The sequence below is a fragment of the Microbacterium marinilacus genome, from assembly GCF_019753765.1.
GTDB classification, from domain to species: domain Bacteria; phylum Actinomycetota; class Actinomycetes; order Actinomycetales; family Microbacteriaceae; genus Microbacterium; species Microbacterium marinilacus.
The window spans coordinates 323731-339605 of the sequence record NZ_JAIJZW010000001.1 but is presented as its reverse complement, the minus strand read 5'-3'; the positions used below and the strand labels follow the sequence as shown (position 1 = coordinate 339605).

Below are 15875 nucleotides of genomic sequence, written 5' to 3'. Positions count from 1 at the left end.
TCTCGCACAGCGAGCGCGGTCTCGCACGGCGAGTGCGGCGTCGCCGTGCGGGGAAGGGACGGGCGCCGACCTACGGGTACACGACCACCGGCTGGGGGCGAGCGGCATCCGGCCAGACCGCGATCGCCGCGAGCGCCGATTCTCCGGCGAAGCCGAGCGCTGCGTGCACCGGGGCCCCGCCGGGATCGATCGTGTACAGGCGGTCCTCGTCGACGTCGAGCGTGACGGCGTCGCCCGCGGGGACCACGACGTCCTCGGGGTCGTCGCCGTAGCCGGCGACGCTCACGGTCACGTCCTCCTCGGCGGGGTTCACGATGCTCAAAGTCGGCTCCGGCCCCCGCGGCACCGCCACGAGCGTCTGCTCCGAGATCGCAGGCGCCGGGGTGTGCCACGCGTAGTCGTCGCCCGCGCCGAACCCGGTGGTCTGCCACACCGCCGCCACGAGCGGCTCCTCCGCGGTCACGGCGACGGTGTAGTCGCCCTCGTCGAGGCCCCCGAGGTCGACGTCGACGGGCGTGCCGCCCACGAGCTCGACCGGCGGCTCCGGCTCGCGGTCGGAGTCGGCGTCGCCGGTCTCCGAGACCGTGATGGTCGCGGTCGTGTCGACCTCGGACAGGAGGCGCACGATCGTGGAGGCGCCCTCGGCGCCGGACACCTCGCCGACGATGCGGAGGCCCGGGACGATCTGCGTCAGCGCCGGGCGCACCGCCGACTGCGTGTCCACGCCGCCCGGGTCGAGCGTGCGGACGAGGCTCGACTGCAGGCTCGCCCTCACGGGAGCGCCGGTGGCCGTGACGCGCAGCACGGGCTTCTGCTCGCCGCCCGCGATTCCCGCCAGCGGGATCGCCAGCTGCGTGCGCGCCGGGATCGGGATCGCGGCTGCGGCGGGAGGGGTCACGGCGCCCGTGACGCCGTAGACCGTGACCTGGACGGTGGCCGCCACGTCACCCGGGTTCGCGAGCAGCAGGATGCCCGTCGAGCCGGTCGCGACGTCGCCGCCGACGATCCACGACTCCATCTGCGGCGGCCGGCATGCCGACGCCGTGAGTCCCGAGACGTCGGACGCGGACGGCTCGGCGGAGACGGCGGCAGCCGCCGAGACGGGCTGACGCCCGTCCGGATCCTGGAGGTACCGCGTCGCCGCGCCCTCCTCGGACACGTCGGGCTGGGCGATGGCGTCGGCGACCGGCTCGCCGCCGAGGTCGTTGCCGACGGTGGTGCGGACGGGAGCCGCCACCGACAGCCCGTCGGCCTCCTCCGCCGTGCGGCCCAGGGCCAGCACGGGGCCGTCACAGGCCAGCACCGTCTCCGCCGGGGCCGGTGTGACCTCGAGGACGGGCGGCTCCGAGGCCACCGACGGCCACGGGAGCGCGGCGGTCGCGACGACGGCGACGACCGCCCCGGCCGAGACGAGGGCGCCGACGAGCACGCGGGCTCCGGCGATGCGCTGGGCGACGGTGATCCTCATCGGTTCCCCTCCTCGTAGCCGCGGCCGACGACCCGGGGCGTCCGCCGCACCTCGCGACGGGACGCGGCGGTGGGAACGGCGAGCAGCAGCGCCACCAGGAGGGCGCCCAGCTGCGACATCGCGATCCCCTGCACCGTCGCCCGCTCCGCAGCGGTCAGCTCGGCGCGCGGCTCCGGATCGGCGTCGAGCCGCCACAGCACGCCCTTCGCGGTCTCGCCCACGCGCACGAAGCCGGCGCGCTGGTCGATCGCGGTGATCGCCTCGAGACGGCGCGTGCGCGAGGCGTCGGTCTCCGCGTCCGCCGTGCTCTCGAGCAGGACGAACCGCACGCCCAGCTCGCTGAGCCGACGCGGCACGTCGCCGGCGCTCGCCGACACCAGGTCGCTCGTGAGCTCGGCGATCCGCACGTCCGCATCGGAGGCCCCCGGCTCGGTGGCCTGCAGCGTCGACTGTCCGCCGAGCGTCTCGGTCGCACCCCACACCACCCGCACGGCGAGACCGCCGTCGGGCTGGGCCGTCAGGACGAACGTGCCGAGGTCGCGCTCGTCGGCGGCACGCGCGGTCACGTAGGCGGGCAGGGTCGAGGCGGGGCCGTTGGTCAGCTGCGCGTCGTCCCTGGCGACGGCCGTCAGCGCCGGCACCGCGACGACGGCCACGCACACCGTGGCGAGCACCGCGGCCCCGCGCGCGCCGGAGCGCAACGGGATCCCGGCGTCGAGCGTCACGGCGGCGGCCGCGACGACGCCCAGCCAGGCGAGGCTCAGCGCCGCGCCCGGCCACACCGGCACGGACGAGGAGTCGATCGCGGCGACCTGCACGCCGGCGATGAGCTGCGCGCCCGCCAGACCGGCGGCCGCGATCACCACGGCGCCGATTCCGGCCCGCCAGCGGGGGGTGAGGGGCGCGGCCAGCGCGAGCAGGCCCAACGGGGCCAGCAGCACCGGCGCCCAGGACGCGATCGCCGCCGGGTCGGAGACGCCGAGCCAGCCGAGCAGCGCGCCCCAGCCGGCAGGGTCGGCGGTCGGGATGCCCAAGGCGAGCAGCAGGGGTCCCGCGGCGTCCGAGCCGGCCCACGGGCGTCCCGGATCGGCGAGCAACGCCCACGGCGTCCCGCGCATCAGCTGGGCGTGGACGAGCGGGGCGAAGACGACCGCAGACGGCAGCACGAGCCACAGGACGCGGGCGGCGCCGCGACGGACGCGGAACGCGAGCGCCAGCAGCAGGGCGATCGCCCACAGCACGGCGAGCGCCGGCGCGAGGGACGGCGCACACGCCAGCACCGCGATCAGCACGATCGAGCCGGCGCCGGACGCACCCCACGAGCGGTGCGCGACCGAGGCGGCGAAGAACAGCCAGGGCAGCAGCAGATGCAGCAGCACGGCCGCCGGACGCCCGTCCACCAGCGCCGCGAGGAACGTCGGGGCCAGGGCCCACAGGACGCCGACCGCGACGCGCACGCCCGACCTCTCCGTCACCCGCGTCGCGGCGAACCACCCGCCGAGCACCGCCAGCGGCAGGGCGAGCACCCAGACGAGCACGAGGGCGTACGAGGGCCGGCCGGGCCAGAGCGATCCCAGCGCCGCCAGCAGCGCGGAGAACGGATCGGCGACCGACACGACGTCGTCGCCGAGGGAGCGCAGGCCGTAGGCGGCCTCGGCCCACAGCCCGGACACGGTCTCGTGCAGCGGCAGCAGTCCTCCGCCGCCCAGCACTGGCCACGCCAGCAGGGGGAGGAACGCGATCACGCCCACGACGAGCGCGGCGAGGACGGCCCACGCGCCGCCGCCGGAGAAGAAGCGCAGCTCGCGGCGCACCACCGGCTCGCCCCCGCCCGGGTCGTACCGCTCCCGCAGCTCCGCGTTCGTCGCCCGCAGCGGCGCGATCTGCGCCCACGAGCCGCTGCGGAAGGCGCGGATGCGTCCGCGGGAGCGCGCCGCGGCGGGCAGCCGCACGAGGACGGTGAGCGCGGCGGCCCACTCGGCGGGCACACGGGCAGGGGCCTTGGCCACGAGGTGCAGGAACGACCGCCAGAGCGCGAGCGGCAGCAGCGACAGCCAGGACAGAGGCACCGCCCAGGCGGGGGCGTAGGCGAGCCGCCGGTGCAGCTGCGCGGTGCGCACGGCGTAGGCGCGAGCCATCGGGCGCCGGGACAGCCCGGCCATGCCCGCGACCGGGGCGTGCAGGCGCGCGCCGGGGGCGAGCGCGACGCGGCGCCCGCCGAGACGGGCGCGCACGCCCATGTCCAGTCCCTCGTCGGCGCCGGCGAGCGCCGGGTCGGGCAGGAGGTGCGCGCGGGTCTCGGCGCGCAGCAGCACGCCGCGGACGTCTGCGCCGAGCACGTCGTCGTCGGCGTCGTGCTGCCCCTGGTCGTACTCGCCGTTCGCGAGGGGGACGGTGCGCCCGAGGCGGGTCATGCTGACGCCGAGGGAGACGATCTGCGACGGGTCGGCGGCGTCGACGACCTTCGGCGCCGCGATCGCCACGGAGGGCGCGCGCTCGAGCGCGGCCGACAGCGCCGCCAGCGCGCCGGGCTCGGGGGCGGTGTCGTAGGCGAGCAGCCAGACCGCACGCTCCTGCGGCACGCGCGCGGCGCCGAGCCGCACCGCCGTCGCGAAGGAGGTGCCGGCCGGGGCCTCGATGGCCCCTTCTGCTCCGGATGCGTCGATCAGGCTGCGCAGGCGGTCGGCGGATCCGCACACGACGATGGTGAGCGCGTCGACGGGGCGCGTCTGCGCGCGCAACGCGTCGAGGGTGCGCTCGAGCTGGGCAGCGGCCTGGGGGGTGGACCGCGCGACGAGGATGGCGTGAACTGCGGGGGGCATGTCGCGGCAAGCCTAGGTCGGCGACTCACTCGTCCCGACAGCACGCGCCGGGAAGCCGGAGATACCTGCTCCGGCGGCGTCAGCCGGCGGCGCGCTTGAGCTTGCGGCGCTCGCGCTCGCTCAGGCCGCCCCAGATCCCGAATCGCTCATCGTTCTGCAGCGCGTACTCCAGGCACTGGGCGCGCACGTCGCACGAGGTGCAGATGCGCTTCGCGTCGCGGGTGGAGCCGCCCTTCTCGGGGAAGAAGGCCTCGGGGTCGGTCTGCGAGCACAGCGCGTCGGTCTGCCACGAGAGAGCCGTGTCGTCGTCCGACTGCGGCGTGCGCACACCGGGCACGCCGAGGTTCACCGGATCGACGAACCAGTCCTCAGGTACGCCGGAACGGTACTGCGATCCTGTCATTTCGCTCTCCCACCCCTTCTCGGCCCCCCGAGGGCGACTCTGTCGTGGGAGTAATTACACCCGTGTGATTACGAAAGATCAAGTCGCAGATCGTAAAGCCTCAACCGCCGCATGAAGCTTCATTGACCCGCCTCGGCGTGTCGCGCCGTCATATCGCGCGGTGACGCCCGGGCGCGTCAGACGGCGAGGCCGGGCTGCGCGACGAAGGCCTCTCCCCGACCGGACACGCGGACCTCGGACTCGTCCGGCGTCACGAAGGCGGCGCGGCCGGGCGCGAGCTCGAGCGAGTCGGAACGGCCGGTCACGGTCACCGAGCCCGCGGTCGCCAGGACGATCATCGGGCCGGCGGGGCGGATCACGGTCTCGGTCGCGCCGGGCACGCGGGCGCGCAGCAGCTGGAAGTCGGGCACGTCGGCCGGGAACGCGTCGACCCCGCGCGTGCCGTTCTCGGCGGCCACCGGCAGCACGACCGGCACCGGCCCCGTCGCCGGATCGAGGATCGCCAGGAGCTCCGGCACGTCGATCCGCTTCGGCGTGAGACCGCCGCGCAGCACGTTGTCGCTCGCGGCCATCAGCTCCACGCCGAGCCCCGAGACGTAGGCGTGCAGCATCCCGGCGCGCAGGAAGACGCTCTCGCCGCGGTGCAGCACGACGAAGTTCATCAGCAGGGCCACCACGACGCCCGGGTCGCCCGGATACCAGGAGGCGATGCGGCGCGCGTTGGCGAGCTCGGCGGCGAACTCGGTCGACTGGGCGTCGGCGAGCGCGGCGATGATGCCGTCGACGACGTCGCGCGCGTCGCCGGAGAGCAGCCAGCCGATCGCCACGGCGAGCGCCGGCGGGTCGGTCAGGCGCTCGCGCAGCGGCTCCGCGGCATCGCCGAGGACGCCGAGCAGCCGGCGGCTCGCCTCCAGGTCGCGCAGGCCGCACAGCGCCTCGAAGCGGTCGGAGAGCGCGACGATCATCTCCGGCTTGTGATTGTCGTCGGCGTAGTTGCGGGGCGCGTCGTCAGGCAGGTCGCCCTCCCGCCCGAACCCCTCCTCCGCCTGGCGCTTCGAGGGGTGCACCTGGATCGACAGCACCGACGAGGCGGCGAGCAGCTTGAGCAGGTACGGCAGGCGTCCGGTCACCCCGACCGCCGCCCCCTCCTGCGCGATCCACTCGTCGAGCGTTCGGCCGGTCCCGTCCTCCACCTCCGACGGGTCGGAGGGGTGGTCTCCGTACCAGATCTCGGCCTCGGGGCGCGCCGCGACGGCGCGCCCTTCGAGGGCTGCCAGCAGCGAGCGCGAACCCCAGGCGTAGTCGCGCGGGACGTTGGAGAGCGGTACGAGCACGGACCAAGGGTATTCCGCGCCGGCGCTGTAACCTGGACGACACGATGGCGCAGATCTCGCGGTACACGGTTCGCACCCCTCCCGAGGCTCCGGAGAGGGAAGGCACGTCGCACCTTCTCCTGAAGGCGTATGCCGCATTCGTCATCTTCTCCGCGTTCGCCCACTCGATGTGGTGGAACCTGATCGGGGGCGCGGGCGCCGTCGGCGTGCTCGTGCTCACGACGGCGGCGACGCTGGCGATCTGGATCCCCCGCCTGCGTCGCGTCGGGCTGCCGTGGCGACGACTTCCCTGGCTCGCTCTCGCCTACACCGCGTGGGCGCTGGTGTCGGTGCTGTGGTCGGGCTGGCCGGGCGCGACGCTGATCACCTGGCTGCTGCTCGCGGCGGGGACGCTGCAGGGCGTCTTCCTGGCCCATGTCCTCACCTGGCACGAGCTGCTGCGAGCGCTCGACATCGCGCTGAAGTGGGTCATCGGGCTGTCTGTGGCGATCGAGCTGTGGGTCGCCCTGATCCTCCGCGCTCCCCTGCTGCCGAACTTCGTCTCCCCGCCCGACGGCTTCGACCCGCAGTGGTACTGGGTGCGCGGACAGCTCTTCGACGCGCTCATCGGGGATCGGATCCAGGGCATCGTCGGCAACGCCAACTACCTCGGCATCCTCTGCGTGCTCGCCTTCGCCGTCTTCGCCGTCCGGCTGGCGACGCATCCGCCGCACGCCGCGATGCAGATCGTCTGGATCGCGGCGACGGCCGTGCTGTTCGTGCGGTCGGGCTCGGCCACCGCGCTGGGCGCGTTCGCAGCCGCCTTCGTCGTCCTGCTCGCGGTGCTCGTGATGCGACGCGCGCGCACCCCCGGCGAGCGCAGCCGCCGATACCTGCTGTTCGCGGGCGTCGCCGCGGTCGGCGCGGTGCTGGTCATGCAGCTCTGGGACCGCGTGCTGGGCATGCTCGGCCGTGACGACTCCCTCACGGGGCGCGACGAGATCTGGTCCACCGTGTGGGGGCGGGCGATCACGCACCCGGTGCACGGCAACGGCTTCGCGAGCCCCTGGGTGCCGTGGGACCCGGCCTTCGACGGGTGGATCGTCGACCACGGCCTGTCGGTCTTCCATGCGCACAACATGTGGCTCGACGTCTTCTTCCAGCTGGGCGGCATCGGCGTCCTGCTGATGTTCGGCGTGTACGCGGCCCTGGTGTGGCGCTCCTGGTTCTTCGCGATCGACCGGCCCCGCTGGGACCTGGACGCGAACCGCCCGTACTCGCCCGTCTCGATCCTGGCGCCGCTGGCGGCGGCGATGCTCCTGGCGCAGGGGCTGACGGAGTCGGGGCCCATCATGCTGTGGGGCTGGACCCTCGCCGTCGCCCTGTCCTTCAAGATCAAGCTCGCCCCGTTCGTCGGGGTGGGCGCCGACGCCCCGGCTCTGGGGAACGCCGCGCGATGACGGCCTCCGGCGACGCCACGCCGGTCCGGGTCCTCCGGCTGCTGCAGTCCGCCGAGCTCGCGCGGGCGTTCGCGCTCGCCGCCCTCGCGACCGCGTTCTCGGCGTTCGCGATCGGCCGGATGGCGGGAGAGGCGACGCTCGTCACGATCGTCGCCGGTCTCGACGCGCTGGGCATCGCGATCCTGGTCGCCCGACGCGATGAGCTGACGCCGCTGCGCTTCGCGCCCACCAGCCTGCTCGCCTTCCTCGCGTGGACGCTCGCGAGCGTCGTGTGGTCCTTCGACAAGACGTCGACGCTCGCGGGGTGGCTGGGACTGGTGGGCTGGGGCCTGATCGCGCTCGTCATCGGCCACACCCGGGACGCCCTGCAGACCGTGCGCGCGCTGGGCGACGTGCTGCGCTGGATGCTGGCGCTCTCGCTGGCGGTCGAGATCCTCGCGGGCGTGCTGCTCGACATGCCGTTCCCGTTCCTCGGCATCGCCGGGGATCTCGCGCACGGAGGCCCGGTGCAGGGGCTGTTCGGCACGCGCAACATGCTCGGGTTCGTGGCGGTGATGGCGCTCGTCACGTTCGCGATCGAGTGGCGCACCCGTTCCGTCCCGCGGGGCCTGTCGGTCTTCTCGCTCTCCCTCGCGGGCCTGCTCGCCGTGCTGTCCGCCTCGCCGACCGTGCTGGTCCTCGCCGTGGCGGTGCTGACCGCGACGGTCGCGCTGATCGTGGTGCGTCGCGCCCAGCCGTCGCGTCGGCGCGCGACGCAGTGGACGGTCGGCGCGGTCGTGGCGGCGGTGCTGGGCGCGTGCTACCTGCTGCGCCACCGCATCATCCGGCTTCTCGACGCCGCCTCCGACTTCTCCACGCGCGCCGACCTGTGGAACGAGATCCTCGACTGGCTGCGGCCGCGTCCCGTGCAGGGCTGGGGGTGGCACGGCACGTGGCACGACGGCAGCGGCGGGGGCGCGCCGTATCCGCTGAACGTCATCAACTTCGTCCTGGACGACCGTCATCTCTCGGCTCTGAACGCCTATTTCGACGTGCTGATCCAGGTCGGCTGGGCGGGCCTGCTGCTGTTCGGCGGCATGTGCGCCGTCGCGATGGTGCGATCCTGGCTCGTGGCCGGCGAGCGCCGCTCGGTCGTCCACGCGTGGACGCCGCTCATGCTCGTCACGCTGCTCGTCGACTCGATGTTCGAGAGCTTCACCCTGCACGGCGTCGGCTGGCTGATGCTCGTCGTGTGCGCCGTGCGCGCGGGGCAGTCCCGCTCCTGGCGGGATCGGCTGCGGGACATGGTCGATGGGGGCGCGTCACAGGATCCGCTGGCGCCCACAAGGTAGGCTCGTCTGCGGCGGTCCGCCGGCGCGATGCGCCCGGCGCTCCGCCATGGACCACGGTCCGGCGACGCCGGTTCCCCTGTCCTCACTGCCTGTTCCTCGGCCGGCAGGCCGCTGACTCGTTCGGAGCCCGCCCTTGGTACACGTCCTCCAGAACGTGGTCTTCCCCCTCGACCGCGACCCCGACCTGCTGCCGCTGTACACCGACCCCGACACCTGGTCGGTCGTCGACCGCGAGGCCGTGCGCGTCACCGACCTGGGGCACCTCGGAGACGTGCTGGGGCGCAGCAGCGTCCGCGTCCCCGCCGGCAGCCGCGTGTCGTTCGCCACGTACTTCAACGCCTTCCCCGCGTCGTACTGGCAGCACTGGACGGGCGTGCGCTCCGTGCGCCTCGCCGTGCGCACCACCGGGCCGGGGACGGTCATCGTCTACCGCTCGAACGGCGCGGGCGTCGCGCAGCGCATCGACAGCGCGCACGTCGGCGGCGACGCCGAGTCGGCCTTCGACGTGCCGCTGACGCAGTTCAGCGACGGCGGGTGGGTGTGGTTCGACATCGTGGCCGAGGCCGAGCCGGTCATCCTGCGCGGCGGCGAGTGGACGACGACGCACGAGCCGGCGCGCTCGGGCAAGGCATCGCTCGGCATCACGACGTTCAACAAGCCCGACTACTGCGTCGAGACCCTGACGGCGCTCGGCGAGGCACCCGAGCTGCTGGAGTTCGTCGACCGCGTGTTCCTGGTCGACCAGGGGACGGACAGGGTGCGCGACCAGGACGGCTTCGCCGCGGCCGAGAGGGCGCTGGGCGATCAGCTGCAGGTGATCGAGCAGCCGAACCTCGGAGGCTCCGGAGGCTTCTCCCGGGCGATGCTCGAGACGCTGGACCGTCCGGAGAGCGACTTCGTGCAGCTGCTCGACGACGACGTGCGCATCGAGCCGGAGTCGATCCGCCGCTCGATCGTCTTCGGGCGCTACGCCACGACGCCGATGCTGGTCGGCGCGCACATGTTCGACCTGCTCGACCGGCCCCGCCTGCACGCCTGGGCCGAGGTCGTCGACGACGCCCCGTTCATGTGGCGCAACCTCTTCCAGGACCGCATGCCGCACGACTTCCGGCGCTCGAACCTGCGCCAGACGCCGCTGCTGCACATGCGGATGGACGCGGACTACAACGGCTGGTGGATGTGCCTCATCCCGACCGCGGCGCTTCGCGAGGTCGGGCTGTCGCTGCCCGCGTTCATCAAGTGGGACGACGCCGAGTTCTGCCTGCGCGCACGCGAGGCGGGCTTCCCGACGGTCTCGCTGCCCGGCGTCGCCCTGTGGCACGTGTCGTGGGTCGGCAAGGACGACTCGATCGACTGGCAGGCGTACTTCCACGCCCGCAACCGCATCGTCGCCGCGCTGCTGCACTCCCGCTCCCCGCTCGGCGGCACGCTGCTGCGCCACAGCCGCCGCGTCGACCTGAAGCACCTGATGATGATGCAGTACTACCCCGTCGCCCTGCGGATCCGGGCCCTGCAGGACGTCCTGCGCGGCCCCGCGCACCTGGTCGAGAACCTCCCGACGGCGATGCCCGCCGCGCGAGCCCTCGCCGGCCGTTTCCCCGAGACCGTGGTGCACCGCGATCCCGAGACCGTGCTGCACTCACGGCACGGGCGGCGCGTGTTCGCCCCGTCGCCGGACTTCGACAGCCCGACCGGGCTGCGTCTGCGGCTCTTCACCGCGAAGACGCTCCTGTCGCACTTCCTGCGCCGGCCCGATCCCGCCAACCTCGAGACGCCCGAGGTCGAGTTCGGCAAGCACGACGCCCACTGGTGGCGGCTGCCGCTCTACGACAGCGCGCTGGTGAGCGCCGCCGACGGCTCCGGGAAGAACGTCTACACGCGCGACCGCACCCTGTTCCGCCGGATGCTGTGGGACTCGGTGCGGCTGCACGCCCGCCTGCGGCGCGAGTGGCCCCGCCTGTCGCAGCTGTACCGCGCGGCGCTCCCCGAACTGGTGTCGCAGGAGAGCTGGCGCGGCGTCCTCGGGCTTCCCTCACCCGACGCGAGGCCGGCGAAGACGCGAGACGGAGAGAGCAAGTGAGCGATTTCGACCCGACCTCCGCGACCATCGTCGTCGTCACCTACAACCGCTCGCACCTGCTCTCGAGCCTCCTCGAGTCGGTCGTGCGGATGGACCCGAAGCCCGGGCATGTCGTCGTGATCGACAACGCCTCGTCCGACGACACGACGGCCGTGGTGGAGTCGTTCCGCGAGCGGCTCGGCAGCGAGCTGGTCTACCGCCGTCTCGACGAGAACACGGGCGGAGCGGGCGGCTTCAGCGCGGGCATGGAGACGGCGTACGAGCTGGGCTCCACGTGGATCTGGCTGATGGACGACGACGTCGAGGTCCTGCCCGACGGCCTCGCCCGCATGGGGGCCTGGACGCCGCGCTTCCGCAGCATCCAGGGCCGTCGGTACGACTACGACGGCAGCGAGTTCTACTGGCAGTACCGCGTTTCCGTGCCGCTGGGCATCCCGATCCCGTTCGCCCCCGCCGACTTCGACGCGTCCGGCTACCGCGACATGAACTCGGGCTGCTTCGAGGGGATGTTCATCCATCGCGACGTCGTCGCCCAGATCGGCCTGCCCGACCCCCGCTTCTTCATCTACTGGGACGACACGATCTACGGGTGGCTCGCGTCGCGCGTCACCCCGGCGGCGATCGTGAACGAGTTCGTGCTGCGTCGCACGCGCGAGATCAAGCAGTGGGACATGGGCGTGCGGCACTTCAATGCCTCCAGCGACATGTATCGCTACTACATCCTCCGCAACCGCGGCATCATGCGTCATTACTACGCCGCGCACGGCGCCTACCGGCCGGTCGCCTTCGCCATCGGCACCGCCGCGACCTTCGCGAAGGAGATCCTGCGGCTCGCGTTCGTCGAGCGGAAGATCACGCGCGCCGGCTGGTCGAACCTGTGGCGCGGCCTGCGCGACGGGAGGGCCCTCGCGCGCGACCGCTCCTGGCGCATCATGCAGCCGCTGGCGCCCGCCCCGCGAGGGAACGGCTGAGCCCGTGCTGACGATCGCCGACGACGCGGTGGTCGACCCGTCCGTGCGACTGCTGCACCGCGACGGCGACCGGGACATCGCGATCGGCGCCCGCACCCGCATCTACCGCGGCACGGAGATCCTCGGGCCGGTCGACATCGGCGACGACGTCTTCGTCAACCGCGACGCCTACATCCGCCCCGGCGTGCGTCTGGGCGATCGCGTCAACCTCGGCCCGTTCGTGCGGCTCATCACGGACACCCACGAGATCGGCGGCCACGACAAGCGCGCAGGGGCGGTGCGCCACGATCCCATCGTGGTCGGCGCCGGCACCTGGATCGGCGCCGCCGCGACCGTCGTCGCGGGCGTCACGATCGGCGCCGGCTGCATCGTCGCCGCCGGCGCCGTCGTCACCTCGGACGTGCCGGACGACACGCTGGTCGGCGGCGTTCCCGCCACCCGGATCCGCCGGCTGCGCTGAGCCCCGCCGTCACGGCTCCCGGCTGCGGGCCTGCCAGGACGCGGGCACGAACATCAGCCCGGCCGCGAACACCGACCCGTAGATCATCGGGATGATGTAGCGCGACAGCGCGATCGGGCTCGCGACGAGGAAGGCGAGCGTCACGAAGAACGGCACGAGCGCGAGCGCGTGCCAGGGGCTGCGCCGGCGCAGCACGAACACCAGCGCGATCAGCGGGATCCACGACGAGTACAGCGCCTTCGACGAGATCAGGTTGCCCTCGTTGAAGGCGATCGTGAGGTCGTTCACCGCCGTCCGGGCGCCGTCCAGGGCGCTCGGCTCGTACAGCGCGCCGGCGATCTGCTCCACGTCCTCGCGCGTGGTCGTCTCGAGGCTGCGCGACGTCCAGAAGTCGACGTACCCGTCGAGCGACAGGGTGTTCTGGAACGACAGCCGCGTGACGGGTGCGAAGTACTCGTACGTGTTGGCGGCGGTCGCCGACAGCGCCGTGCCGGGGTAGCGCACGAGCTGCGCCAGCCACACCCCCAGGTAGTCGAGCTTCTGCTGCGTGGTGGCGTCGACGTCCCAGCGCCCCTTCACGCTGTCCGACCGCGTCGCGACATACGCCTCGGCGAGGCCGTCCCAGCGCAGCACCTCGTCGATCGCCTGGATCTCGTCGTCGGGGATCTCGTCGCCGTGCTCGGCGGCGATGCGCGCGGTCTGCTGCACGAAGACCGTCATCATGTCGGCGGAGGTGCCCCGCTCGATCCCCAGCGCGGGCAGCACCAGCATGGGCCACACCACGCTCGTGAGCGCGACGACGGCGGCGGCCGCCAGGGCGATCCGCACGCGCAGACCCCGGGACGCGACGACGATCAGCACGACGACGCACACCGCAACGAGGTACACGTTGGTGCGCTTCGACAGCACCAGCAGCAGCGTCACCGCGATCGCCGCCGAGGCGACCCACGGCCGCGCCAGCACCCGTCCGCGCGTGCGCAGCGCCTCGGCGAACAGCACGAGGAACGGCATCCAGAACACCGCGGCGAACGCGTCCTTGCTCATCACCGAGGGCGCCATGACGAACGCCGGCAGCACCGCGACGGCCGCGGTCAGCGCCCAGCGCGCCGTCGAGGGCAGACCGAGCCGCGAGAGGTACGCGAGGACCAGGCCGATGCCGAGCGCCGTCGCCGCCTCCTGCAGCAGCAGGTATCCGAACAGGCCCCAGCGGTCGTCGCCGAGCGCGGCGCCGAGGTCCCAGAACCATCCGAACACCATGGTGTCGAACCACGGGTGGTGGTCGCGCTGCTCCTGCAGGCCGAGCCACTGCAGCTGCTGCGTGATCGTGTCGGAGTCGACGTTGCCCGGGAAGTGCACGAGCAGCCAGACGAGCCAGCCCGCCAGGATGACGCCCGCCGAGGGCAGCGCCCAGCGCCGGATCGCGTCGCGGACGGACGGCGGGGAGACGGGCTCCGCGCCCGCGGAGGCGTCCCACAGCCGGTCGAGCCGGCGGGAGAGCGCGAGGAGCGGGGCGTAGACCAGCACGGCGACCCCGACGATCACGAACGCCGTGCCGACGGCGGCGCCGACGGACGACGCGAACCACTCCGCGCTCTCCGTCTCGCGATAGGAGTACCCGGTGACCGTGAACGCCGCGAGCGCGAGCGACAGGCAGGCGGTCGGCAGATCCCAGACGCGGCGCAGCCGGGCGCGCATCAGGCCTCCGGCTCGCGCCAGCCGCGCCACTGCTCGAACGACCCGTTCAGCAGCTGCGAGTCGCTGCGCTCCCACGTGTGCTTCGACGAGTGCCGGATGTACATGTACCCGAGCGAGTGCGTCCGGTAGCCGATGCCGCCCTGCGACTCGACGCGGATGAGCACGGACCGATCGGTGGAGTTCGGCGTGGGACGCCAGCCGCCGAGCGCGTCGAACGTCGCGCGCGACAGCAGCATCGCGCCGCCCGCCACCTGGTCGTGGTACCGCTCCGTCGCGAAGGTGCGGTGCACGGTCTGCTCCGCCTCCTCGAAGTAGAGGTACTCGGTGGTCTTGCCCACGACGTCCGCCCGCGAGTAGAGGTGCGCGAGCACGAGGTCGAAGACGTGGTGCTCGCTGTACCAGTCGTCATCGTCCAGCTTCGTCACCAGGTCGCCGGACGACCGACGCACGCCCTCGGCGAGCGCCGCCCCGAACAGCACCGTCCCGGGCACCTCCACCACCGTGACGTCGAGGTCGCCCAGGTCGAGCGCCGTCAGGTCGGGCGCGGCGACGCCGTGCGCGACCACGACCACCTCGACGTGCGGATAGGTCTGCGCGGCCATCATCTTCAGCACGTCGGGGATGAGCTCCGCGCGCATCGTCGACAGCACGACGCTCACCGACGGCAGGTAGCGGTGCCCGGTGCGGTGCTGCACGGCCGAGGCCAGCCGCATGAAACCGCCGTGATCGTGCATGGCGGCACGACGGAGCGCGACCGAGCGGCGCTCTCGCGCGAGTCCCTTGGAGGGGCGGTAGCGCTGTCGCGCGAGCTCGACGATGCGCGGCGAGAGCTGCTCGGGCGCCACCTCGACGTTGTCGGGCAGCGAGTGCAGGATCACCCCCGCCGCGGCCAGCTCGGCGAAGCGGGTGGTGAGGCCCTCCGGGAGGCTCCCCCGGACGCCGCGGAGCGGCGACAGGTCGACGGCCTCCACGCCGCGCAGCGCCGCGACGTCGCGCGCGGAGAGCGGGTCGGCGACCGGGAACTCGATCGGGGTCACCTCGGCGCCGGTCGGGTCGGCCGCCTCGAGCCGCGCGACGCCGCGCGGGCGGTCGAGCACGAGGCGCCGCGCCGGAGGCGACGGCTGGAAGCCGAGGAGGCGCCCGATGGGGTTGTGCACGTTGAGGTCGACGACCGGGAGCTCGACGCGCGGGGAGCCCAGCAGCGCCTCCCCGACCGTCAGCTGGTGCACCGCGTCCTCGGCCTCGCGCGCGAGGTCGGTCTGCGCGGTCAGCAGCACGTCCGCCTTGCGCAGGTGCACCCCGGCGAGGGCGGGCGCGATGGGCTCCAGCTGCGGCACGCGACGCCCGGGCAGCAGCGGCAGCACCGCGCTCCCGGCGCTCGGGTCGACGGCCAGCAGCGGGAAGCCGGCGCCGACCATCGGCGCGTCGGGGGTGAGGGCCGGGACGCAGGCGTTGATCACGCGCGCGAGCGACAGCGGCTCCTCGAGCGTCACGTGGACGGTCGCCGTCCGGTGCGCCGCGTCGTAGGAGACCTGCGCGTACCGGACCCGCGGGAGCGGGCCGATCGCCCCTCGCCAGCGCTGGAACGGCGCCTCCCACCGGTCCACGCGCACCCGGGCGTCCTGCGTGAGGACGTCGGCGGCGACGACCGCGAGGTGCCGCAGCGCGTCGACGTCCGGCACCCGGAGGCGCACCGGCTGCGGCTGCGCGTCCGAGGTCGCGGGCGCGACGATCGTGCGCGGGTCGGTCACGATGTCGTCGCCGTCGCGGTTCGACGCGTCCGTCTGGAGGGGGCGGCGGAACCAGCGGCGGGCTGACATAGGCGGATCGGCTCCTGATGCGACGGATGACGCTCGACGTGCGGCGTGGCCG

11 protein-coding genes are annotated in these 15875 nt (G+C 73.4%); 5 read left to right on the top strand and 6 right to left on the bottom strand.

The window, feature by feature from the left end:
* Positions 1 to 70 precede the first annotated feature (70 nt).
* From K5S26_RS01550 to manA, 4 genes are all read right to left on the bottom strand, one after another.
* Positions 71 to 1468: a DUF5719 family protein gene (locus K5S26_RS01550; protein ID WP_221855338.1), complete on the bottom strand. Its 1398-nt coding sequence runs from the start codon at positions 1466 to 1468 to the stop codon at positions 71 to 73.
* Entirely contained in the window at positions 1465 to 4290 is a 2826-nt protein-coding gene (locus tag K5S26_RS01545; RefSeq protein ID WP_221855337.1) for a glycosyltransferase, read from the bottom strand. The genes K5S26_RS01550 and K5S26_RS01545 overlap by 4 nt, the downstream gene beginning before the upstream one ends.
* Positions 4291 to 4369: 79 nt before the next feature.
* A complete protein-coding gene (locus K5S26_RS01540) occupies positions 4370 to 4693 on the bottom strand; it encodes a WhiB family transcriptional regulator (RefSeq protein WP_221855335.1) in 324 nt (107 codons plus the stop codon).
* A 176-nt stretch (positions 4694 to 4869) separates the two neighbouring features.
* Positions 4870 to 6027 (bottom strand): mannose-6-phosphate isomerase, class I, encoded by a 1158-nt coding sequence (gene manA / locus K5S26_RS01535; RefSeq protein WP_221855333.1) that lies wholly within the window; start codon positions 6025 to 6027, stop codon positions 4870 to 4872.
* 44 nt (positions 6028 to 6071) lie between these two features.
* Here manA and K5S26_RS01530 point away from each other — a divergent pair, with 44 nt between their 5' ends.
* The 5 genes from K5S26_RS01530 to K5S26_RS01510 all read left to right on the top strand — a co-directional run bounded on the left by K5S26_RS01530 (position 6072) and on the right by K5S26_RS01510 (position 12308).
* Positions 6072 to 7466 carry an O-antigen ligase family protein gene (locus K5S26_RS01530; protein ID WP_221855332.1) on the top strand — a complete coding sequence of 465 codons (1395 nt, stop codon included), beginning with the start codon at positions 6072 to 6074 and terminating at the stop codon, positions 7464 to 7466.
* Positions 7463 to 8797 (top strand): O-antigen ligase family protein, encoded by a 1335-nt coding sequence (locus K5S26_RS01525; protein WP_221855330.1) that lies wholly within the window; start codon positions 7463 to 7465, stop codon positions 8795 to 8797. The genes K5S26_RS01530 and K5S26_RS01525 overlap by 4 nt, the downstream gene beginning before the upstream one ends.
* A 133-nt stretch (positions 8798 to 8930) precedes the next feature.
* On the top strand, positions 8931 to 10877 hold the full coding sequence (locus K5S26_RS01520; protein WP_221855328.1) for a glycosyltransferase: 1947 nt from the start codon (positions 8931 to 8933) through the stop codon (positions 10875 to 10877).
* Positions 10874 to 11848 (top strand): glycosyltransferase, encoded by a 975-nt coding sequence (locus K5S26_RS01515; protein ID WP_221855326.1) that lies wholly within the window; start codon positions 10874 to 10876, stop codon positions 11846 to 11848. Before K5S26_RS01520 ends, K5S26_RS01515 begins: the two co-directional genes overlap by 4 nt.
* 4 nt (positions 11849 to 11852) lie before the next feature.
* On the top strand, positions 11853 to 12308 hold the full coding sequence (locus tag K5S26_RS01510; protein WP_221855324.1) for an acyltransferase: 456 nt from the start codon (positions 11853 to 11855) through the stop codon (positions 12306 to 12308).
* Between the two features lie 9 nt (positions 12309 to 12317).
* Here the strand turns inward: K5S26_RS01510 and K5S26_RS01505 are convergent, their stop codons facing one another.
* Together K5S26_RS01505 and K5S26_RS01500 are read right to left on the bottom strand one after the other, a co-directional pair.
* Positions 12318 to 14003 (bottom strand): DUF6020 family protein, encoded by a 1686-nt coding sequence (locus K5S26_RS01505; RefSeq protein ID WP_221855322.1) that lies wholly within the window; start codon positions 14001 to 14003, stop codon positions 12318 to 12320.
* On the bottom strand, positions 14003 to 15823 hold the full coding sequence (locus K5S26_RS01500; RefSeq protein ID WP_221855321.1) for a glycosyltransferase family 2 protein: 1821 nt from the start codon (positions 15821 to 15823) through the stop codon (positions 14003 to 14005). The genes K5S26_RS01505 and K5S26_RS01500 overlap by 1 nt, the downstream gene beginning before the upstream one ends.
* Between the last annotated feature and the right edge of the window lie 52 nt (positions 15824 to 15875).